At 60.7% G+C, this 21239-nt stretch carries 23 protein-coding genes; 15 read left to right on the top strand and 8 right to left on the bottom strand.

All coding sequences use genetic code 11. From position 1 onward, the window contains the following. Window positions 1-362 precede the first annotated feature (362 nt). Together C4N04_RS19255 and C4N04_RS31890 are read left to right on the top strand one after the other, a co-directional pair. Entirely contained in the window at window positions 363-797 is a 435-nt protein-coding gene (locus C4N04_RS19255) for a DUF4174 domain-containing protein (RefSeq protein ID WP_106796782.1), read from the top strand. Window positions 798-835: 38 nt separating this feature from the next. Then, window positions 836-1003: a hypothetical protein gene (locus C4N04_RS31890; RefSeq protein ID WP_096764873.1), complete on the top strand. Its 168-nt coding sequence runs from the start codon at window positions 836-838 to the stop codon at window positions 1001-1003. Here the strand turns inward: C4N04_RS31890 and C4N04_RS19250 are convergent, their stop codons facing one another. Beyond that, window positions 1004-1885 carry a LysR family transcriptional regulator gene (locus tag C4N04_RS19250; protein WP_096764874.1) on the bottom strand — a complete coding sequence of 294 codons (882 nt, stop codon included), beginning with the start codon at window positions 1883-1885 and terminating at the stop codon, window positions 1004-1006. Next, complete coding sequence (locus C4N04_RS19245; protein ID WP_106796781.1) at window positions 1882-2196, bottom strand: putative quinol monooxygenase; 315 nt, start codon at window positions 2194-2196, stop codon at window positions 1882-1884. The genes C4N04_RS19250 and C4N04_RS19245 overlap by 4 nt, the downstream gene beginning before the upstream one ends. A gap of 169 nt (window positions 2197-2365) precedes the next feature. Here C4N04_RS19245 and C4N04_RS19240 point away from each other — a divergent pair, with 169 nt between their 5' ends. From C4N04_RS19240 to C4N04_RS19195, 10 genes are all read left to right on the top strand, one after another. Further along, window positions 2366-3862, top strand: a complete 1497-nt coding sequence (locus C4N04_RS19240) for a CoA-acylating methylmalonate-semialdehyde dehydrogenase (RefSeq protein WP_106796780.1) — start codon at window positions 2366-2368, stop codon at window positions 3860-3862. A gap of 155 nt (window positions 3863-4017) precedes the next feature. Further along, window positions 4018-5100, top strand: a complete 1083-nt coding sequence (locus C4N04_RS19235; protein WP_106796779.1) for a DUF898 family protein — start codon at window positions 4018-4020, stop codon at window positions 5098-5100. After that, complete coding sequence (locus tag C4N04_RS19230) at window positions 5090-6139, top strand: M48 family metallopeptidase (protein ID WP_106796778.1); 1050 nt, start codon at window positions 5090-5092, stop codon at window positions 6137-6139. Before C4N04_RS19235 ends, C4N04_RS19230 begins: the two co-directional genes overlap by 11 nt. 109 nt (window positions 6140-6248) lie before the next feature. After that, complete coding sequence (gene rirA, locus C4N04_RS19225; protein ID WP_039617995.1) at window positions 6249-6731, top strand: iron-responsive transcriptional regulator RirA; 483 nt, start codon at window positions 6249-6251, stop codon at window positions 6729-6731. A gap of 325 nt (window positions 6732-7056) precedes the next feature. Then, window positions 7057-8652 (top strand): ABC transporter substrate-binding protein, encoded by a 1596-nt coding sequence (locus tag C4N04_RS19220; protein ID WP_106796777.1) that lies wholly within the window; start codon window positions 7057-7059, stop codon window positions 8650-8652. 87 nt (window positions 8653-8739) lie between these two features. Continuing rightward, entirely contained in the window at window positions 8740-9744 is a 1005-nt protein-coding gene (locus C4N04_RS19215; RefSeq protein ID WP_106796776.1) for an ABC transporter permease subunit, read from the top strand. 9 nt (window positions 9745-9753) lie between these two features. Then, on the top strand, window positions 9754-10644 hold the full coding sequence (locus tag C4N04_RS19210) for an ABC transporter permease subunit (protein WP_096768763.1): 891 nt from the start codon (window positions 9754-9756) through the stop codon (window positions 10642-10644). Further along, window positions 10644-11660, top strand: coding sequence for an ABC transporter ATP-binding protein (locus tag C4N04_RS19205; RefSeq protein ID WP_106796775.1), 1017 nt, complete (start codon window positions 10644-10646; stop codon window positions 11658-11660). The genes C4N04_RS19210 and C4N04_RS19205 overlap by 1 nt, the downstream gene beginning before the upstream one ends. Beyond that, window positions 11657-12610, top strand: a complete 954-nt coding sequence (locus C4N04_RS19200; RefSeq protein ID WP_039618005.1) for a peptide ABC transporter ATP-binding protein — start codon at window positions 11657-11659, stop codon at window positions 12608-12610. The genes C4N04_RS19205 and C4N04_RS19200 overlap by 4 nt, the downstream gene beginning before the upstream one ends. 27 nt (window positions 12611-12637) lie before the next feature. Next, window positions 12638-13177 (top strand): gluconokinase, encoded by a 540-nt coding sequence (locus C4N04_RS19195; protein ID WP_106796774.1) that lies wholly within the window; start codon window positions 12638-12640, stop codon window positions 13175-13177. Here C4N04_RS19195 and C4N04_RS19190 read toward each other — a convergent pair. The 3 genes from C4N04_RS19190 to C4N04_RS19180 all read right to left on the bottom strand — a co-directional run bounded on the left by C4N04_RS19190 (window position 13167) and on the right by C4N04_RS19180 (window position 16040). Further along, window positions 13167-14414, bottom strand: a complete 1248-nt coding sequence (locus tag C4N04_RS19190; RefSeq protein ID WP_106796773.1) for an FAD-binding oxidoreductase — start codon at window positions 14412-14414, stop codon at window positions 13167-13169. The two genes, C4N04_RS19195 and C4N04_RS19190, sit on opposite strands and share 11 nt — an antisense overlap. 73 nt (window positions 14415-14487) lie before the next feature. Beyond that, window positions 14488-14991: an isoprenylcysteine carboxylmethyltransferase family protein gene (locus tag C4N04_RS19185; protein WP_106796772.1), complete on the bottom strand. Its 504-nt coding sequence runs from the start codon at window positions 14989-14991 to the stop codon at window positions 14488-14490. Next, a complete protein-coding gene (locus C4N04_RS19180; protein ID WP_106796771.1) occupies window positions 14988-16040 on the bottom strand; it encodes a type III polyketide synthase in 1053 nt (350 codons plus the stop codon). The genes C4N04_RS19185 and C4N04_RS19180 overlap by 4 nt, the downstream gene beginning before the upstream one ends. 167 nt (window positions 16041-16207) lie before the next feature. Between C4N04_RS19180 and C4N04_RS19175 the strand changes: the two genes are divergently transcribed. The 3 genes from C4N04_RS19175 to C4N04_RS19165 are packed head-to-tail and all read left to right on the top strand — an operon-like array spanning window position 16208 to window position 18191. Next, window positions 16208-16744 (top strand): tetratricopeptide repeat protein, encoded by a 537-nt coding sequence (locus C4N04_RS19175; protein ID WP_106796770.1) that lies wholly within the window; start codon window positions 16208-16210, stop codon window positions 16742-16744. Between the two features lie 44 nt (window positions 16745-16788). Beyond that, on the top strand, window positions 16789-17394 hold the full coding sequence (locus C4N04_RS19170) for an RNA polymerase sigma factor (RefSeq protein WP_106796769.1): 606 nt from the start codon (window positions 16789-16791) through the stop codon (window positions 17392-17394). Then, a complete protein-coding gene (locus C4N04_RS19165; protein WP_106796768.1) occupies window positions 17391-18191 on the top strand; it encodes a Fis family transcriptional regulator in 801 nt (266 codons plus the stop codon). Before C4N04_RS19170 ends, C4N04_RS19165 begins: the two co-directional genes overlap by 4 nt. Window positions 18192-18232: 41 nt before the next feature. On the opposite strand, the gene C4N04_RS19160 is transcribed toward C4N04_RS19165, so the two are convergent. The 3 genes from C4N04_RS19160 to C4N04_RS19150 form a co-directional block, all read right to left on the bottom strand. Beyond that, window positions 18233-19021 carry a glycosyltransferase family 2 protein gene (locus C4N04_RS19160; protein ID WP_106796767.1) on the bottom strand — a complete coding sequence of 263 codons (789 nt, stop codon included), beginning with the start codon at window positions 19019-19021 and terminating at the stop codon, window positions 18233-18235. Window positions 19022-19305: 284 nt separating this feature from the next. Further along, window positions 19306-20331, bottom strand: a complete 1026-nt coding sequence (locus C4N04_RS19155; RefSeq protein ID WP_106796766.1) for a class I SAM-dependent methyltransferase — start codon at window positions 20329-20331, stop codon at window positions 19306-19308. Next, window positions 20328-21185 (bottom strand): glycosyltransferase family 2 protein, encoded by an 858-nt coding sequence (locus tag C4N04_RS19150; RefSeq protein ID WP_106796765.1) that lies wholly within the window; start codon window positions 21183-21185, stop codon window positions 20328-20330. The genes C4N04_RS19155 and C4N04_RS19150 overlap by 4 nt, the downstream gene beginning before the upstream one ends. Window positions 21186-21239: the final 54 nt, after the last annotated feature.

The following is a 21239-nucleotide window of genomic DNA, read 5'->3' as shown; positions in this document are numbered from 1 at the left end:
AACATGTTTGCCGAGAAGGAGGCTGAACCCGTAACAGCGTGCCCTTTCGGCCAACGGCAGGCACTGCAGGGAGGTTGGTGCAACTGCGGCGTTGACGCATCTGTCTGAAACACGTCTTCGCCGGTGCCATTTGGGCCAGCCGCAAGTCGCTGCAAGAATGAGCTTCCGTCGCACGAGTTCCACCATGAACGCTAAAACGGATTGACCTCGATCGACGCCGCCAGCCTCTAAAAGGTTCGCACAGTGAGATCGGGAAGCGCACGTGCGACTTCCTGAGTGCATGAACGAGAACCAGGGCCTAGTCGACGAGATGGAACCCCTTGCCGTCCCGGGCCGTTCTCTAGGCTGACGGGAGAATTTGCATGTCCAAAACCCTTCTCTACGGCGCGACCAAGATCGATGAGACGAACAGCGCCTATGCGCCGATCGAAAGCCTCGCCGCGTTCCAGTGGAAGAACCGCGTCTTCGTCCTTTTCGCCGACAGGGACAATTCCCGCGCGGCGCGCCAGGAAAACCAGTTGCTTTCTGATCGCGCGGCACTTGAAGAGCGCGATATGGTGATATTGAAGGTCTCGGCCGGTAATGTCCGGCCGCTTTTCGGCGCTGCCGATGGCCTCGATGGCGAAGCGATCCGCCACGATCTCGAGGGGCCGGAGGCCGGAGAATTCGCCGCCTTCCTGCTCGGGAAGGATGGAACCGTCAAACTGAAGGTCAGCGAGCCAATCACCAATGGCGAGCTCTTCGCCATCATCGACAGCATGCCGATGCGCGCTGCCGAGACGCTGAAGTCGGACTAATAGCCCGACGAACATCGCAAACATGAAGGGAGGCGGTCATGTCCGTGCCCAACGAACCCATTCCCGATCAGCCGCCGATGCCGGCCCCCGGCTGGAAGCCGGTGCCGCCGATCACCGAACCGGAGCCGGACCGGCTGCCTGATGAAGCGCCGGTTCCCAATCCAGATGAGAATGACGAGCCAGCCAAGCACGCTTCCGGGAGGTAACTAGAGGAAGATCTGCCGCTCGGCGCTGACGAGTTCCTGCAGGAAGTCGACGACACTGCGGACGCGGACGAGGTCGCGCGCTGTTTCGTGATAGGTCGTCCAATAGGCGCGGCGGATCGAAATCTCAGGCAGGATGCGCTGAAGTTCCGGATATTGCCGGGCGATATAGTCATGCAGGATGCCGATGCCGGCGCCTGACCGCACCGCCTCCGTCTGGCCGATCGCCGTCGAGATTTCAAAGCCGGCATCCCAGCTGCGCATCACCTCGCCGGAGAAATTCAACGAGGCGGTGAAGATCAGATCTTCGACATAGCCGATGCGCGGATGCGCCTTCAGCGCCTCGACCTCGCCAGGCCTGCCGTGGCGGGCGAGATAATCGCGCGAGGCATAGAGGCCGAGCGTGTAATCCGTAAGTTTGGACGAAACGAGGCGGCCCTGTTCGGGACGTTCCAGCGTGATGGCGATATCCGCCTCGCGCTGCGACAGCGAGAAGGAGCGTGGCACCGGCACCAGCTGGATCTTCAGTTCCGGATGGCGCTCGATCAGCCTGCCCATGCGCGGCGCGAGAAACGAGACGCCGAACCCGTCGGGCGCGCCGACGCGCACCGTGCCGGCGATCGCCGTGTCGGTGTGGCCGAGATTGGCCTGCACCGCCAGCATCTCGGTTTCCATACGCTCGGCGGCGTGAAGGAAGATCCCGCCTTCGGCTGTCAACTCGCAGCCGTTCGTGCGGCGGATGAAAAGCCGCGTCTTCAGCGCCTCTTCGAGCGACGTCAGCCGCCGTGAAAGCGTTGCGTGATTGAGTCCCAATCGCTTCGAAGCTGCAAGGATTTGCCCGGTGCGCGCGACGGCGAGGAAGATGCGGACGTCGTCCCAATTCATGGCTTCGCACGCATCGCGATCGGATCGACGTCGATTAGCGTCAGCGAAATCACCATACCGGCCGTCTCACGCTTATATTTGAGGAAATGCGATGTCTGCAGATGGGCCTCGTAGGCTTCCTGGTCGGCGTAGACCTCGAGGATGCGGATCTGGTTTGGATTGTCGCGAATGCTAACGGCGCTGAGCGAGAGAACGCCGTCTTCCAGCGCAAGCGATGCTTCGATTTCTTGCGCGAGCAAGGCGCGATAGGTTTCGAGCGTCTCCGGATCGATCTCCAGCTCCGCCATTCTGACGACAGGTTTCCTGCTCATCGCTTGACCTTCCAGGGGTTTGACTTGTCCTCACGCCGTACCAAATTTCACGCAGTAATATGTGGTGATCGGGACTACAATATACGCACAACGGTTCCTTATATCAGCGCATTGATTTGTGCAAATTGAAGTGTGATTGTGGACCATCCCAAAAACAGGAGGAGCATCCATGCGTGAGATCGGTCATTTCATCGGCGGCAAGGAAGTCGCCGGCACCAGCGGCCGCGTGAGCAATGTTTACAATCCGGCAACCGGCGAAGTGCAGGCGACCGTCGCGCTCGCAAGCGTCGAGGAATTGCGCGCCGCCGTCGAAAACGCCAAGGCCGCTCAGCCGAAATGGGCTGCCACCAACCCGCAGCGCCGCGCCCGCGTCTTCTTCAAGTTCGTCGAACTCCTGAACAAGCACATGGACGAGCTGGCCGAAATGCTCTCCAAGGAGCACGGCAAGACGATCGAAGATGCCAAGGGCGACGTCATTCGCGGCCTCGAAGTCTGCGAATTCGTCTGCGGCATTCCGCATCTCGCCAAGGGCGAGTTCACCGAGGGCGCGGGTCCTTCGATCGACATGTATTCGATCCGCCAGCCGGTCGGCATCGGCGCCGGCATCACCCCCTTCAACTTCCCCGGCATGATCCCGATGTGGATGTTCGCGCCGGCGATCGCCTGCGGCAACGCTTTCATCCTGAAGCCGTCCGAGCGTGATCCCTCCCTGCCGATCCGTCTCGCCGAACTGATGATCGAGGCCGGACTGCCGGCCGGCATCCTCAACGTCGTCAACGGCGACAAGGGTGCCGTCGATGCGATCCTCACCGATCCGGATATCGGCGCCGTTTCCTTCGTCGGCTCGACGCCGATCGCCCGCTACGTCTACGGCACGGCAGCGATGAACGGTAAGCGCGCCCAGTGCTTCGGCGGTGCCAAGAACCACATGATCATCATGCCGGACGCCGACATGGATCAGGCCGTCAACGCGCTGATGGGTGCCGGTTATGGTTCGGCCGGCGAACGCTGCATGGCGATCTCGGTTGCCGTGCCGGTCGGCGAAGAAACCGCCAACCGCCTCGTCGAAAAGCTGACACCGAAGATCGAATCGCTGCGCATCGGCCCCTACACCGACGACAAGGCCGACATGGGCCCGCTCGTCACCAAGGACGCCTATACCCGCGTTCGCGGCCTGATCGACCGCGGCGTCGAGGAAGGCGCCAAGCTCGTCGTCGACGGCCGCGATTTCAAGCTCCAGGGCTATGAAGACGGCTATTTCGTCGGCGGCTGCCTGTTCGATCACGTCACATCCGAGATGGACATCTACAAGACCGAAATCTTCGGGCCTGTTCTCTCCGTCGTTCGCGCCCAGAATTACGAAGAGGCACTGTCGCTGCCGATGAAGCACGAATACGGCAACGGCGTCGCCATCTACACGCGTGACGGCGATGCCGCCCGCGATTTCGCCTCGCGCATCAATATCGGCATGATCGGCATCAACGTTCCGATCCCGGTTCCGCTCGCCTACCACTCCTTCGGCGGCTGGAAGGCCTCGAGCTTCGGCGACCTCAACCAGCACGGCACCGACTCGATCAAGTTCTGGACCAAGACCAAGACCGTCACCGCCCGCTGGCCGTCCGGCATCAAGAGCGGCGCCGAATTCGTCATGCCGACGATGAAGTGATCTGCACGACAGAGCGATCTGCAATTCGGGGGCCTTTCGGCCCCCGTTTTCGATTTAAGGTTGTTGATTTCTCCGGCCTTTGCTTTTCTGTTGCTGCGCCCGACACGTGATTCCGATTATGGTCTGTTGGGCAATGTGCTGGGGAAACAAACATCATGGATAACAGAGTGTCCGCGGGCGCCGCGGCAAATGCGTTTGAGCGTGCCCGGTTCACGGGAACGGCATCGGAATATTTTGGCATCTGGATCGTCAATGTCCTTTTGACGATCGTAACGCTCGGCATCTATTCAGCCTGGGCGAAAGTGCGGCGCAATCGCTATTTCTACGGCAACACCGTCGTGCTCGGCCGCGCTTTCGAATATCACGCGAGCGGCATGCAGATATTCATCGGTCGCGTGATCGTGTTCGCCTTCATCGTGGTGGCCAACATTCTGGCAGCGATCCATCCGCTGTTCTCGGTCGTGACCACGATCCTTGTGCTCATCGCGCTCCCCTGGCTGATCGTCAGAGGCCTTCGCTTCAATGCCCGCGTGACCAGCTACCGCAACGTGCGATTTGATTTTACCGGCACCGCCGGCGGCGCCTTCGTCTGCGTGATGCTCGGAAGCCTCGTTGCTTTCCTGTCGCTCGGACTGCTTGCCCCCTTCGCCAGCCGGTGGCTCAACCGCTATGTTTTCAACAATCTCCGCTACGGCAATCGGCCTTTCGAGACCGATCCCAAGATCGGCGCGTTCTACCGCGCGCTTCTCATCCCGGCCCTGATGGTCGTGCTGGGCCTGGTCGTTCTCGCCGGGTTGGTTGCGATCGCGGTCGTCGGGATGCAGGCCAATGACCCCGGCGCATTCGAACATGACGCCGCTATGTTAATGATAGTGTCGGGAATGTATATTGTCACCTTCGGCCTCCTGATCATCTACGCACTTGCTGGCCTGATCTATCGGGCGGCCGTCCACAACGTCGTCTGGTCCTCGACGCGGATCGACGGCCGGCATCTCTTGCGCAGCGATCTTTCGCGGGCACGTTATGCCTGGATCGCCATATCGAACGTCGTGGTAACGATGCTCACCCTCGGCCTGATGCGTCCCTGGGCGGCGGTTCGTCTGGCGCACTATGTCGCCGAGCACACGGCAATTCGCATCGACGGCGAGATCGGCGAGGTCTTTACGCAGTTTCAAGCCAGCGGCGCCGCCGTCGGTGCGGAATATATGAGCATGGAAGGGATCGATTTTGGTTTCTGACGCAGAAATCATCGCGAGAGGGGAATGGTATCCGCCGCATTCGAGCGGCTCCGTTCCCGCCCGCCTGCTGTCGCGCGGGGGGCGCATGCTCGCCGTAACCGAAGAGGATGTCGCTCTTTCGGATAGCGCGGCCGGAGAGGTCTCCTTCACATCGCGCGTCGGGTCGATCCCCCGACGTGCCATCTTTGCCGACGGCTCGATCTTCGAGAGTGGCGAGAATGATGCCATCGACGCCTTTCTTGGCGGCGGCGGAAGAAGCGGCTGGGTGCATCGGCTGGAGGAATTTCATCCCCGCATCTTCGTCTTCGCGGTCGCCGTCGTTCTGCTCGCCGTCGCAATTTATCGTTACGCGCTGCCGGCCCTCGTGGAAGTCGCCATCTTCGTGACACCGCCTGTGGTCTCCGAAGCGATGTCCCGTGGCGCTCTCAATACGCTGGATGCGACGGCGCTGTCCCCCAGCCACCTGACGGCCGCCCGGCAGGCCGAAATCGCTGGCCGCTTTAACCAAGTGGCTGCCAGTGCCGAAGGTGGTGCTAACCGCTATGTGCTGAATTTCCGTGATGGCGGTCTGATCGGTCCCAATGCTTTCGCGCTTCCCGATGGCAATATCGTCATTACCGACCAGTTGATCGAACTGGCGGATGGCGATGACGAGATGATATCAGGCGTTCTCGCTCACGAACTCGGTCATGTCGAATACAAGCACAGCCTCCGGCAGCTCTATCGCGCCGCAGGTGTGGCCGGCCTCGTCATGCTGATTGCCGGCGATGTCGGCTCCGGTGTCGAGGATATCCTGACACAGGGCGGCGGCCTGCTTGCATTGTCATATTCACGCAGTGCCGAGGCCGAAGCCGACCGGCGCTCGGTGGAACTGATGCGCAAGGCCGGCATGGATCCCATAGCGATCGCTCGTTTTTTCGATCTCCTGGAAACGAAACTAGGCGATCATTCCGGAACCAGCATGCTCTCGACCCATCCAGGCACCCCCGAACGCAAGCAGGCCATCCTCGACTATAATGAGACACTGCAGCGGAATTGACGTCGCGGCATTTGGCCTCATAAGCTGAATGCGAATTTCATATTTTGGAATTGTTCAAAACTACCAAACCGCCTATATAGGTCTGAATAGCACGAGTCAGGAGAATGGCATGCGGTTGACGAAGCAGACCAACTATGCGGTGCGCATGTTGATGTATTGTGCTGCCAACGACGGGCAGCTGAGCCGGATTCCGGAAATCGCCAAGGCTTACGGGGTTTCCGAGCTGTTTCTTTTCAAGATTCTCCAACCGCTGAATAAGGCGGGCCTTGTCGAAACCGTGCGCGGTCGCAACGGCGGCGTGCGTCTGGGCAAGCCGGCGGCCGACATCACCCTCTTCGACGTCGTGAGGGTGACGGAAGACAGTTTCGCCATGGCTGAGTGCTTCGAGGATGACGGCGTGGTCGAATGCCCGCTGGTCGACAGCTGCGGCCTGAATTCGGCGTTGCGCAAGGCGCTCAACGCGTTCTTCGCCGTGCTTTCGGAATATTCGATCGACGACCTCGTCAAGGCGCGTCCGCAAATCAATTTTCTTCTCGGGATCACCGGCGAGCAGCCCTATCGCAAACCCGAAATCATTGCGCCCGCCGCCTGAATTTGAAGAGCAGGACAGAATTGTTAAAACCGCGGTTGCTCCGGCAATTGCGGTTTTTGCTTTTCTGGCATTGACGTGGGGATTGCCGTTGGTGCCGCGTTTAAGAGGGCAATTATCCAAAATGCGACGAAATTGCGGTGATTTTTATCCGAATATTTCCGATTGATGCCGGTTTTCGACGGAAAATTTCTAAAATTGTCCAGATGGAAAAATTTTCTCCGTAGCCCGTTGCTTTCAGTAGATAAATATCGTTCCATCAACCTTCGATCGGGATGCCATTCTACGATCTCCAAACATCAAAAAAGAACAACCGGGAAACAATATTATGAAAAAGATCTCTGTCCTGTTGGCAGCGACGGCCCTGATGTCAGTCATGGCGACGTCGGCCTGGTCCAAGACCCTTGTTTATTGCTCCGAGGGCTCGCCGGAAGGCTTCGACCCGAGCCTCTATACGGCAGGCACGACCTTCGACGCGTCTTCACGCACGGTCTACAGCCGCCTGGTCGAATTCAAGCACGGCGGCACCGAGATCGAACCCGGCCTGGCCGACAGCTGGAGCGTTTCGGCTGACGGCAAGGAATACACCTTCAAGCTTCATCCCGGTGTCAAGTTCCAGACCACCGACTTCTTCACCCCGACGCGCGATTTCAATGCCGACGACGTCGTATTTTCCTTCGAGCGTCAGCTGAAGTCCGACAACCCCTGGAACAAGTATGTCGAGGGCGGCTCCTACGAATACGCGGCCGGCATGGGCTTTCCCGAACTGATCAAGTCGGTCGAAAAGGTGGATGACCTCACGGTCAAGTTCACGCTCAACCATCCCGAAGCGCCGTTCCTGGCCGACCTCGCCATGGACTTCGCCTCGATCGTCTCCAAGGAATATGCCGACAAGCTTGCCGCCGACGGCAAGATGGCGCAGTTGAACCAGCAGCCGCTCGGCACCGGCCCCTTCACCTTCGTCGCTTACCAGCCGGATGCCGTCATCCGCTACAAGGCCAACGAAACCTATTTTAAGGGCAAGGAAAAGATCGACGATCTGGTTTTCGCAATCACCTCTGATGCCGCCGTGCGCGCTCAGAAGCTGAAGGCCGGCGAATGCCACCTCATTCCTTATCCGAATGCCGCCGACGTTCCCGAACTGAGGAAGGATGAAAATCTGGTCGTTCAGGAGCAGGCCGGTCTCAATGTCAGCTACCTCGCCTACAACACCCAGATGCCGCCGTTCGACAAGCCGGAAGTTCGCCGCGCGTTGAACATGGCGATCAACAAGCAGGCGATCGTCGACGCCGTTTTCCAGGGTGCGGCCACCGTTGCCAAGAACCCGATCCCGCCGACGATGTGGTCTTATAACGACGCCGTTGAGGACGACAAGTATGACCCGGATGCCGCCAAGAAGGCGCTTGCCGATGCCGGCGTCAAGGATCTCAGCATGAAGGTCTGGGCGATGCCGGTGTCGCGTCCTTACATGCTGAACGCGCGTCGTGCCGCCGAACTGATCCAGGCCGATTTCGCCAAGGTCGGTGTCAAGGTCGAGATCGTCACCCATGAATGGGCCGAATATCTCAAACTCTCCTCCGATGTGAAGCGCGACGGCGCCGTAATCCTCGGCTGGACCGGCGATAACGGCGACCCTGACAACTTCATGGATACGCTGCTCGGCTGCGATGCCGTCGGCGGCAACAATCGCGCCCAGTGGTGCAACAAGGAATATGACGACCTGATGACCAAGGCCAAGCTGACCGCCGATGTCGGCGAGCGCACCAAGGCCTATGAGCAGGCGCAGCTGATCTTCAAGAAGGAAGCCCCCTGGGCGACCCTCGATCACTCGCTCGTCTTCGTTCCGATGAGCAAGAAGGTCTCCGGCTTCCATATGGACCCGCTCGGCATTCACCGCTTCGACGGCGTCGACGTATCCGAATAACAAGAATAATGTAAGAATGCCCGGCAGAGCTGGGCGCAGCCGGCGGTCAGGAACCCCCTGACCGCCGGAAACTATTGGACATCTGCCATGTTGCGTTTTTTCATCGGCCGCCTTGCGGTGCTGATCCCGACATTCCTCGGCGTTTCCCTGATTGCCTTCTCGTTCATCCGCCTGCTCCCCGGCGATCCCGTCATGCTGCTCTCGGGTGAGCGTGTCATGGCTCCGGAGCGGCACGCCCAGATCATGCACGACCTCGGCTTCGACCGGCCCATGTATGTGCAATATTTCGATTATCTCGGAAAAGTGCTGCAGGGCGATCTCGGCACCTCGATCGTCACCAAGCGACCAGTGCTCGGCGAATTCCTGACGCTGTTTCCGGCGACGCTGGAGCTTTCCTTCTGCGCCATCATCCTCGCCGTCTGTCTTGGCGTGCCCGCCGGTATCTTTGCCGCCGTCAAGCGAGGCACGTGGTTCGACCAAAGTGTGATGGGTGTCGCGCTGATCGGTTATTCCATGCCGATTTTCTGGTGGGGTCTGCTGCTGATCATCTTCTTCTCCGGCTATCTCGGCTGGACGCCGGTGTCCGGCCGCATTTCGCTGATGTATTTCTTCAAGCCGGTCACCGGCTTCATGCTGATCGACAGCCTGCTGTCGGGCCAGAAGGGGGCGTTTGCCTCGGCCGTCAGCTATCTCATCCTGCCGACCATCGTGCTCGCAACCATCCCGCTTGCCGTCATCGCGCGCCAGACGCGCTCGGCGATGCTCGAGGTTCTCGGCGAGGACTATGTCCGCACCGCGCGCTCGAAAGGTTTGAAGCCATTGCGCGTCGTCGGCGTGCACGCGCTGCGTAATGCGATGATCCCCGTTATCACCACCATCGGCTTGCAGATCGGCGTTCTTCTTGCCGGCGCCATCCTCACCGAGACGATCTTCTCGTGGCCGGGCATCGGCAAATGGATGGTCGATTCGGTGTTCAAGCGCGATTACGCCGTGGTCCAGGGCGGCCTTCTGCTGATCGCTGGCGTCATCATGCTGGTCAATCTGATTGTTGACGTCCTTTACGGCTTCATCAATCCGCGCATTCGTTACTAGGAGCGGTCCATGAGCACGGTCACCGTCAAAACCGGCCAGCCATCCGCTCTTGCGGAATTCTGGCATTACTTCTCCCGCAACAAGGGCGCCGTCATCGGCCTCGCGATTTTCATCCTCATTCTGGTCGTTGCCGTCTTCGCGCCGGTCTTTGCGCCGCATGCGCCGAACGAGCAGAACCGTGAGGCGCTGCTAGCCGTGCCATCCTGGATGGAGGCCGGCAGCATCTCCTTCCCGCTCGGAACCGATGCCGTCGGCCGCGATATCCTCTCGCGCCTGATTTACGGCGCGCGCTTCTCGCTCTTCATCGGCGTCGTCGTCGTCACGCTGTCGGTCGTCTGCGGCGTTCTGATCGGCCTCGTCGCCGGCTATTTCCGCGGCAAGATCGATACCGCGATCATGCGGCTGATGGATATCATCCTGGCCTTCCCGTCGCTGCTGCTCGCTCTCGTGCTGGTGGCGGTGCTCGGCCCGGGTCTTACCAATGCGATGATTGCGATTTCGCTGGTCAACCAGCCGCATTTCGTGCGGCTGACGCGCGCCTCGGTCATTTCGGAGCGCGAGAAGGAATATGTCATCGCCTCGCGTGTCGCCGGTGCCGGCACGCTGCGCCTGATGTTCAAGACGATCCTGCCGAACTGTCTCGGGCCGCTGATCGTGCAGGCGACGCTCGCCTTTTCGGCGGCGATTCTCGATGCCGCGGCTCTCGGCTTTCTCGGCATGGGCGCTCAGCCGCCGACACCCGAATGGGGCACGATGCTTGCCGAATCGCGTGAGTTCATCTCGCGCGCCTGGTGGGTGGTGACATTCCCGGGTCTTGCCATCCTCATCACCGTTCTCGCCATCAACCTGATGGGCGACGGCCTGCGCGATGCGCTTGACCCCAAGCTGAAGAGGTCGTGATGCCGCTCCTCGAAATCGAAAATCTGACCGTCGAGTTCCAGACCTCTTCCGGTCTTTTCCGCGCCGTCGACGGCGTCTCGCTTGCCTGCGACAAGGGTGAGATTCTCTCGGTCGTCGGCGAATCCGGCTCGGGCAAATCCGTCGCCATGCTGGCGCTGATGGGGCTTCTGCCCTGGACGGCGAAGATCACCGCCGATCGCATGCAGTTCGACGGCCAGGATCTGCGCGGCATTTCCGGCCGCCAGCGCCGCAGGATCGTCGGCAAGGACATGGCGATGATCTTCCAGGAGCCGATGTCGAGCCTTAACCCGTGCTTCACGGTCGGCTTCCAGCTGGGCGAGACATTGCGTGTCCACATGGGCCTCAACCGGAAGGAGCGCCGCGAACGCTCGATCGAGCTGCTGAACCTCGTCGGCATTCCGGCGCCGGAAGATCGGCTGTCGAACTTCCCGCATCAGATGTCGGGCGGCATGAGCCAGCGCGTGATGATCGCCATGGCGCTTGCGTGCAATCCGAAGCTCCTGATCGCCGACGAGCCGACGACCGCGCTCGACGTGACGATCCAGGCGCAGATCCTCGATCTGCTGGTGCGCCTGCAGAAAGAGCAGGGCATGGCGCTGGTGCTGATCACCCACGATATGGGTGTCGTTGCCGAAACCGCCGAACGCGTGCAGGTGCAATATGCCGGCCAGAAGGTCGAGGAGCAGCCGGTGAAGGCGCTGTTCCGCGATCCGCACCACCCCTATACCGCAGCCCTGCTCGCCGCCCTGCCGGAACGGGCCAAAGTCGGCCAGCGCCTTCCCTCGATCGCCGGTGTCGTGCCCGGCCAGCATGGCCGCCCGACAGGCTGTCTTTTCGCGCCGCGCTGCGGCTACGCCACGGTCGAATGCGATCGCGGCGTCGTGCGCCAGGGGCCGGAGCTCGGACTGGCATTGTGCAATTATCCTTTGAAGGACGGCAAGCCGCTCGGGCATCCCGGCGTCATGGCCAATGAAACTGCAGGAGACCTGGTATGACGGGCGCTGTTCTCGAGGGCAGGGATCTCGCCCGCTTCTACACCGTCAACCGCGGACTCTTCAAAGCCGACGCCACCGTCAAGGCGCTGAACGGCGTCAGTTTCAGCCTCCACTCCGGCAAGACGCTCGCCGTCGTCGGCGAATCCGGCTGTGGTAAGTCGACACTTGCCCGCCTCGTCACCATGATCGAGGATCCGACGGCCGGGGAATTGCTGATCGACGGCAAGCCTGCGCGCATCGGTGACCGCAGCCTGCGCAGCCAGGTGCAGATCGTCTTCCAGAACCCCTACGGCTCGCTCAACCCGCGCCAGAAGGTCGGCGCGATCCTCGAAGAGCCGCTGAAGATCAACACCGATCTCAATGCCGCCGCCCGCCGCCGCAAGGTGGAGGAGATGATGGCCCGTGTCGGCCTGCGTCCGGAACACCATGGCCGTTATCCCCATATGTTCTCCGGCGGCCAGCGCCAGCGCATCGCCATCGCCCGCGCCCTCATGCTGCGGCCGAAGGTGCTGGTGCTCGACGAACCGGTTTCTGCCCTCGACCTGTCGATCCAGGCGCAGGTATTGAACCTGTTGATGGACCTGCAGAAGGAGATGGGCCTTGCCTATCTCTTCATCTCGCACGGCCTCTCCGTCGTCCACCACATCGCCGACGAGGTGATGGTAATGTATCTCGGCCGTCCCGTCGAAACCGGTCCCGCCGCCGAGGTCTTCGCCCGGCCGCGCCATCCCTATACGGCAGCCTTGCTGTCGGCGACGCCGATCGCCGACCCCGAGCGCGCCAAGAACCGCATCCGGCTCCAAGGCGAGCTGCCGTCGCCGCTGAAGCCCCCGTCCGGCTGTCACTTCAACCCGCGCTGCTGGAAAGCGCAGGACTATTGCCGTCAGGTTTCTCCCGAACTAAGTGGAGAGGGTGAGCAAAAATATGCCTGTCACTTCCCCCTCGATTGAGCGGGAAGCCGGAGCCTCGGAGGGATCATGCCGGAAGAGCGGTTGAACGAGCCCCATGCGATCATCGTCATGGGGGTCAGCGGCTGCGGCAAGTCCTCCGTCGGTGAGAAGCTGGCGGAAGCCCTGCACCTAGCCTTCATCGAAGGCGATGCACTGCATCCGACCGCCAATGTCGAGAAGATGTCGAAGGGCATTCCACTGACCGACGAGGACAGGATGCCCTGGCTCGATCGCATCGGCGAAGACATCCGGGCTTCGCTGGAAAAAAGCGAGGGCATCATCGTCTCCTGCTCGGCGCTGAAGCGCATCTATCGCGATAGGCTGCGGGCTGCGGCTGGCGGCAACCTGTTCTTCGTTTACCTCGAAGGCTCCAAGGCGCTGCTGACCAAACGGATGGGCGAGCGCAAGGGCCATTTCATGCCGGTCTCGCTGCTCGAAAGCCAGCTGGCGACGCTGGAGGTGCCGACAGGCGAGCAAGGCGTAGTCACCGTCGATATTGACGACACGGTGGAAGGCATCGCGGCGACGGCCCTGAACGGGCTTGCCGCTCTCGGCGTCACGGGTTGAAACGCTGCGGCGAATAGGCCGCAATATCGATGAACGGTTTTTCGCCGGTGATCAGCTCCGCCAGCACGCGCCCGGTCACCGGCCCGAGCGTCAGCCCGTGATGGGCATGGCCGAAAGCGAACCACAGGCCTTGATGGCGCGGCGCTTTGCCTATGATCGGCATCATGTCGGGTGTGCAGGGACGCGCACCCATCCACGGTTCGGGATCGAGCCTGTCGCCGAGCGGGAAGATCGTGCGGGCGACGACCTCGGCCCTGTCGAGCTGGACCGGCGTCTTCGGCGCGTCGAGAGTTGCGAACTCCGCTCCCGTCGTCAGCCGGATGCCGCGCCGCATCGGCGCCAGGAGATAGCCACGTTCCGCATCGAGCATCCAGTTGTTGAGCACGGCAGCGCCCTTAGCGGCATAATGCATGTGATAGCCGCGCTTGACGCCGAGCGGGAAGGAATAGCCGAGCCTGCGTGTTGCGACGGCCGCCCAGGGGCCGAGCGCGATCACCGCATCCTCGGCTCCGAGCGCGCCCTCTGCCGTCATCATCTTCCAGCCGGAGCCGAATTGGCCGAATGAGGCGGCGTCACCGGTGACGAAGCGGCCGCCGAGGCTTTCGAAATAGCGGCGATAGGTTGAGGTCAGCGCATGTGGGTCGAGCACCGACCAGGGATCGCGCCAGCGAATGCCGCCGGCAAAATCGCCTGTCATGTCGGGCTCCACGCGGGCGATATCGGCCGGGGTCAAGCTATCATAGTCCACCCCGAATTCATTCTGCCAGAGTGCTGCCTCCGCCAGGGCCTGGTCGCGCTTGGCCTCAGTCCGGAAAAGCTTTATCCAGCCATCCCTGCGGATCAGCGCTTCGGCGTTTGACGCCTCGATCAGATCCTTGTGTTCGGCAATCGAATGTTCGATCAGCGGCGCATAGGCCCGGGTGATGACCGCGTGGCGCCGGGCATTCGAATTCCACCAGTAACGGGCGAGAAAGGCGATCTGGCTCGGCAGCGTGCTAAGGTGATAATGCGCATCGATGCGGTTGTTGAGCGCATAACGCAGCAACAGCCCGAGCTGTTGCGGAAAGCCGTAAGGCGCAACACCTTCGCGCTGGATCAGGCCGGCATTGCCGAAGGAGGTTTCGCTGCCCGGATCCTTGCGGTCGATCAGCGTCACCTGCCGGCCGCGCCGCTGAAGGTGGATGGCCGCCGAGACCCCGACGATGCCGGCGCCGAGCACGATTGCGTTTTTGGTCATTCCCTTGCATTCCGCTTTGTGTCGGGGGTGAAAATGCCCGTGCCGATATTGCTGCGCAAACGAAAAATCGCATTCATTTCACAATCAATACGCTTTTCAGTGCGGCATTTTCGGCCTTCATGCGGACAAGGAGGACGCAAGCGTTGAGAAGTGAAAAGCCGATCGCGTAAAGCGGCAGCCCGAAGACGAGAGGAAGGGCGAAGATCTCGCCGACGACGATTGCGTAGTTCGGATGCCGGAGGAAGCGATACGGACCTGACGTCACGAGCGGCGCGCCGGGCAGGATGATGATGCGCGTCGTCCAGCGATCTTTCAAGGTCGCCAGCACCCAGAGCCGCAGTGCCTGCAGCCCCATGAACACCGCAAGCCAGAAGAGATCGACCGGCCTGCCCGGCGCCAGCAGCCAGAGGCCGATGATCCAGCCGGCATGCAGCGCCACCATGGCGGGATAGTGCTCCGGCGCCACTTCCCTGCCGCCTCTGGCGAGAAGGGCGGCAGTGTTGCGCCGGGCAAGGACGAGCTCGCCAAGCCGTTGCAGCGTCACGAAGGTAAGCAGCGCGATCGACGGCCACATCATGCGGTCCTCTTGAGCGTCACGCAGCTCGCTGAAAAGCCCGGCCCCATGGCGATCATCGCCGAGCGCTCCGGCAATCCGGCGCGGATCGCCCGCTCGAGCACGAAGAGAACGGTCGGCGACGACATATTGCCGTAGTCGGCAAGCACGCCGCGCTCGTGATCGAGAGCGCCCGGCGTCAGCGACAGCGCGCTCTCCATCGCGGCCAGCACTTTCGTGCCACCGGGATGGCAGATGAAGCGGTCGATATCGTCTGGTGCCAGCCCGTTCCGCGCCAGAATGGCCTTCACCGCCGGGCCGAGCTCCTGCTCGGCAAAGGGCGGCAGGGCTTGCGCCAGCACGATGCCGAAGCCGCCGTCGTCGATCTTCCAGCCCATGATATCGAGGGTGTCGGGAAAGAGATGCTCGCCGGTCGATTCCACTTCCGCCAGCCCGCCGTCGCCCGATCGCAACACGCAGGCGGCGGCGCCATCGCCGAAAAGCGCCGTCGCGATAATGTTCGGCCGCGTCAGCTCGTCGAGGCGGAAGGCGAGCGTACAGAGCTCGATCGAGACGAAGAGCACGACGGCGCCCGGCCGGCTGCGCGCCAGTCGCGCCGCGATGGCAAAACCCGACACGCCGGCCGCACAGCCGAGCCCGAACACCGGCACCCGCTCGATATCGGCCCTGAAACCCATCCGGCGGGCCATCTGCGCATCGAGGCTCGGTGTCGTAAAACCGGTGGAGGAGACCGTCACCACACAGTCGACATCGCCGGCCTCAAGCCCGGCCTGCTGAAGGGCTGAGCTCGCGGTCTCGACGAAGAGCCCGCCTGCCACCTCCGCATAGGCCTGCATCCGGTCCTGCCAGCCATGCGCTTCGTCGAACCAGGCAAGCGGCCGCGCGGCATGGCGCTTTTGGATACCGGTACTGTCGAAGACACGGGCAAGATGGCGAAAGTCCTCGAAACGGTCGGCAAACAGCCGGGCGGAAGCTTCGAGCGCTTGCTTCTGGAAAATGACATGTTCGGGTGCGGCGACCGCGAGGCTGACGAGTTTTACAGTATCGGTCACGGAGTTCTCCTTGTCGTTCCCGGCGCAACGCTGAGAACACCCGGTCCCGATGATTTATTCGGCTTCGGTGGCTTCACGAAGCCGTTATGGAGAAAATAGGGGGCCGGCGAATAAAGTCCGGGGCAGCGGTGTTTTCTCCTCGCAACGTCACTTTCGAGGAGTTTCCCATGACGATCATGACAACCCGTTTTGCTTCCATCCTTCTCGGCGGCTGCCTTGCCGCTTCCCTCTTCTCCGGCCCTGTTTTTGCGGTCGGCGATGACAACAGCACGATGCCGACCTGCAAGAAGGGCGAGATCTACGACCAGAAGACCAAGAAATGCGTCAAGCAGCAGAGCGCCAACGTCTCTGACGAGAACCGCACCGACTACGCCTATTCGCTGGCCAAGGCAGGCCGTTATGAGGAGGCGCTTGCCATGCTCGACACGGTCAAGGACCAGAACAGCGCCGAGGTGCTGAATTATCGCGGTTATACCAGCCGCAAGCTCGGCCGCACCGACGAAGGCATCTCCTATTACCTCCAATCGGTGAAGCTGGATCCGCAATACGCCAAGGTCCGCGAATATCTCGGCGAAGCCTATGTCATCAAAGGCCGACTGGATCTCGCCAGGGAACAGTTGGACACCATCAAGGCGATCTGCGGCACGACCTGCGAGGAATATCAGGACCTGAACGCGGTCATCCTCGATCCGTCGAAGATCTGATTGCCGGTATGGGCGGGAAGACGGAACCAGAAAGGCATGTGAGAATGTCGGTCGCGTGCGCGTCATTTCCTGCCTATAGTCGCGCGAGAACGGAATCGCGGGTTCATCCGGCGGCTCCGAAAAACGCAGGATCGTCGGAGGCGGCCATCGCCAGCGCAGCGGATATCAGGAGCGGCCTGACGGAAAATCTGGCAAGGCTCTGGCGTTATGGTCTTGTTCTCTCGCATCAGCGCGATGTCGCCGACGACCTGGTGCAGGCGACCTGCCTTCGCGCGCTGGAGCGCGCCGATCAATTCGTCCCCGGTACCCGGCTCGACCGCTGGCTGTTTTCGATCCTGCATTCGATCTGGCTGAACGAGATCCGCTCGCGCCGGGTGCGCCAGGGCCAGGGTTTCGTCGATGCCGGCGCGGTGCTGATCTTCGACGGCGCTTATGATACCGAGACTCATGTGATGGCGGGACAGGTGCTGAAACGGGTGAGCGCGCTGCCCGAGGCGCAGAGAACGGTGGTTTTCCTCGCCTATGTCGAAGGACTTTCCTATCGCGAGGTTGCAGGCATACTGGATATCCCGATCGGGACCGTGATGAGCCGGCTGGCGGCAGCCCGCGCCAAGCTCGCCAGTGACGAGCGGGAAGGGGGACGGCAATGAACAGGAAACACACCACTCCCTCCGACGAGGACCTGACCGCCTTCATCGATGGCGAACTGACGGCCGAACAGGCGGCCCGCATTGAGGCCATTGTGAAGGAAGACGAGCGCGTTGCCGAACGGCTGGAGTTCCTGGCGCGCGCCAGCCTGCCGTTCGAACAGGCTTTCGCGCCGCTGCTCCAGGAAGCGCCGCGCGAAAAGCTGGAGAGAATGCTCGACGCCATCCCTGCGCGGGAGGATGCAAAAGCTGTCTCGGCGCCTGCTGCCAGCCGCCGCCGCTTCCTCGCCGCGCTCGCCGCTGCGCTCGTCGCCGGCATCGCCATCGATCGCGCCGTCCTCGGCCTCGGCAGAGGCTTTTCGGCAAAGGACAAAAGTAGCGAATGGCGCGCCGTGGTCGCCGATTACATCTCGCTCTATACCGCGGAAACGCTCGCCGGCCCGTCGCCCGCCTGGGAGTCTCAGGCCGCCCAGCTCGCCCCCCTCGACGAAAAACTCGGCCTGTCGCTCTCTCCCGAAGCCGTCTCGCTTCCGGGCATCGATTTCAAACGCGCCCTGCTGCTGCAATATGACGGCAAGCCGCTCGCCCAGATCGCTTATCTCGATCCTGATACCGGGCCGATGGCGCTTTGTATCGTCCGTTCCGATGCCGGCCCCAAAGCGCCGGACCTCGAAAGTCGCAAAGGCATGCACGTCGTTTACTGGTCGACCGGGAGGCACGCCTTCATGCTGATCGGCCATGCGGCGGCCGACAGGATGGCAGCGATTGCGGATGGGCTGCGCGGGAGGGTGGCTGCCTGACCAGCGATGGTCGTGTGTCAAATCTGACGTGATGCGCCCTGCTATCGATTTCGTGTGAGGAACTGGCCGAGGCGGTTCACAAGCTTCGTTGCCCAGAATACAGGTGTCGAGACCCTGAAGCCGTGGTCGGCAAGCGCGCGCAGCACTTCCTTGTTCTGACGCGATATGTTCTGGACGTTTTTGTTTGTGGCGCCCCCAAGGCGCATCCTGACCAACACGTGGGGGATATAAATGGTTTTGATGCGCGCGACTTCCAGAAATCGCATCATAAGCTCGACGTCGGCTGCCAGTCGATAACGCAGATCGAACGTCCCGAACCGGTCATAGATACGACGCCGGACGTAGAATGTCGGATGCGGCGGGCACCAGCCGCGTCCAAAGGAACCGGGTTCGAACGCACAGGATTTCCAATAGCGGACTTTGCGGTCGGTATTCTGGTTGGAAACATAGATGAGATCGCCATAGCAGCCGTCATATGCCTCGTCTTCCAGCGCGGCGGCCACGGTTTCGAGAGAGTCGCGGCTCTCGAAGGTGTCATCCGCATTCAAGAATCCGATAATGTCGCCGCTCGCAAGACCAATCCCCTTGTTCATGGCCTCATAGATGCCACCGTCTCGTCCCGAGAGTACGCGGCGGTTCTCCGCTGGCGCCGAAGCAATGATCGCGAGGGTGGAATCGCTCGAGCCACCGTCAATGATGATGTGCTCGAAATTGCGGTAGGTCTGAGCGTCGATGGACCGCAACGTATCGGCAATGGTATGCTCGGCGTTCCAGCAAACAGTAATAAGGCTTATCCGGGGAGGGCGTGGATCGACGGTGTCTGCGGCCATTTTGACGAGTGTCTTGTTACATTCCAGGGCGAAATCTAGCAAACCCGTAGCAGACGGAAAGGCGGCGTCGCAATCCGGTACTGCAGATTATATCCGTGTTCAATGCTGGAGGTCCCTTGCCTTCGAAGCAACCTCTTCCGGCTCCTGACACACCAAACCATATTGTATACAGGCCTCGCGGTGTGAGCTTGAACTGCACCCGTGCCTGAATATCCGCTCCTATGAGTCGAGCGTTCCGTTGAATTTCTACTGCGATCAACTGACCTTGCGGGCGAGCGGAATTTCTAGTTTGGCCTCAGTACGAACAGAAGGCTGTCGCCCTTGCCCACGGCATCCAGAATTCGATTGCCCAAACCCATCACCATCCCGGCCCCACGTGCGCCACGCGATAGGGCTACGTTCTTCAGCCGAGTTAAGAAGGGCGGCCTGACTTGGATTGCATCAATATTGTGCGTCCAGGTGGATGATGACTTGCCCTCCTGCTTCCGCTCGCGTGCGGTGCGCAATTGCAGGACCGACCAGAGATTAGGCGTGATCGTTCTGACGTTTTCGACCCTGTAACCAAACTTGCCGGCGAGCTTGGTAAAAGAGGTACGGTTGAAATGATTTTGGTGATAGGGAATGTGCCAATTGATCCAGCGGTCTTTCCAGATCTTGCGATGAAACGAGCCCGTATTGGGGAACGCCATGATCACGCGGCCCTGGGGGGTGAGACGGTCTCTTACCGCCTGCAGCATGGCCGAGGGATCCGGGACATGTTCCAGCACCTGATTCAATACGATCAGGTCGAATTTCATGTCGGCAAAAGGTAGATCGTAAATGTTACCGATATGGACTTGCAAACCGAAGTGATCGGCAATCGTCCGTACATTCGGATCGGCCTCAATCCCCCAGCTTTCGATACCCTTGTTCTTCATTTCGAGCAGCGAAATGCATGAGCCGCAACCGACATCCAGCACCTTCTCGCCAGGCTTCGCCAGATAGTGACCCTGGTGATCGGTGCCGTTTATCCAGCGCTTGAAAGCGGCGAAAGGCTTGTTTACCAACGCAGCTTCTTGCTCTATGGCCGAGAAATCAACCTCCCGGCGGGGATAATACGTGCTGTAGAGCCCAGGTAGATCTTCCTCCGTCAGCGGCGGCGTCGTCGTCATATGACCGCAAGACACGCACCTCTTGATCGAATATACACCAGGGCAACCGTATCGGTCGTCGGATATGCGCTCAATGAATGTTTCCATATTTGAGCCGCAGGCCATACACTGCATCTGATGATCGTTGTTCATCGCGTCGTTGCTGTCCGTTGTTTTCATTTCTTTGCCCGCAGAACGGATATCGTCCGGATAACCATGAAAGCTGCCATACGCAATGGCGCTGTGAACCGTTGAAGAGGCGTGCCGATCAAAGAGTAGAACGCGATCCGCTGAAAGACATTGTGGGGCGAGCGCCGGCCAAAATGCTTCTTCCACGACGATATATTCGACACATGCGCGCCGTAGACAGGCGGTGAATAAACGATAGCTTCGCTGGAAACAAGGAGCGGCGCACCTGCTCGCGCAAAGCGCATGGAGACTTCGTAATCGGCCATATAGTGGGGCAGGAGGTTCGGACGCATCGTCCCATGCCGCTTGAAGAGTTCTGCAGGGAACAACGTTCCACGGCCGCTCAGGGCGTCGGCTTTATACAGAGGCTCGGGATTGCGGCGTTCCTCTTCGCTCAATTCGGCGAGAATGTCCCACACCGCAATGCGATTTATGTTCAAGCGCGGCCCCACGCCAGTCAGAGGAGGATTGCTCTCCTCCTCGTGAACGACACTGCCTACAATAGCATTTCCATTTTCGCGCGAGCACCGTATCAGAGTTTCGACGTAAGTCGGGCCGAACCACGTGTCGTTGTTGACGAAAAGGATATAATCTTCGGGGCCGCAGTCGGGCAGAATCTTCTTCAGGCCGACATCCATGGCCCCGCCCCACCATAGATTGCCGTCGGTTCGTATGCTTGTCACATCTGGCTGCGCTGCGAGGAATTCAGCCGTGCCGTCGGTGGAACCGTCATCGATGATGACAATTCGAATATTGTCGACAAGGGTTTGGACCCTCAAGGCCGCGATAACTTTGCGAGTGTGCTCAAGTCGGTTGAAGACCGGAATTAGGACGTTTATGCGCATCAAATATTGTCGTCTTTCCTAACGAACCAACCGAAATCTGGCCGTTGCACAAAA

This window comes from Rhizobium sp. H4 (assembly GCF_003013335.1).
GTDB lineage: Bacteria > Pseudomonadota > Alphaproteobacteria > Rhizobiales > Rhizobiaceae > Rhizobium > Rhizobium sophoriradicis.
This window is presented reverse-complemented; position numbering and strand designations above follow the sequence as displayed.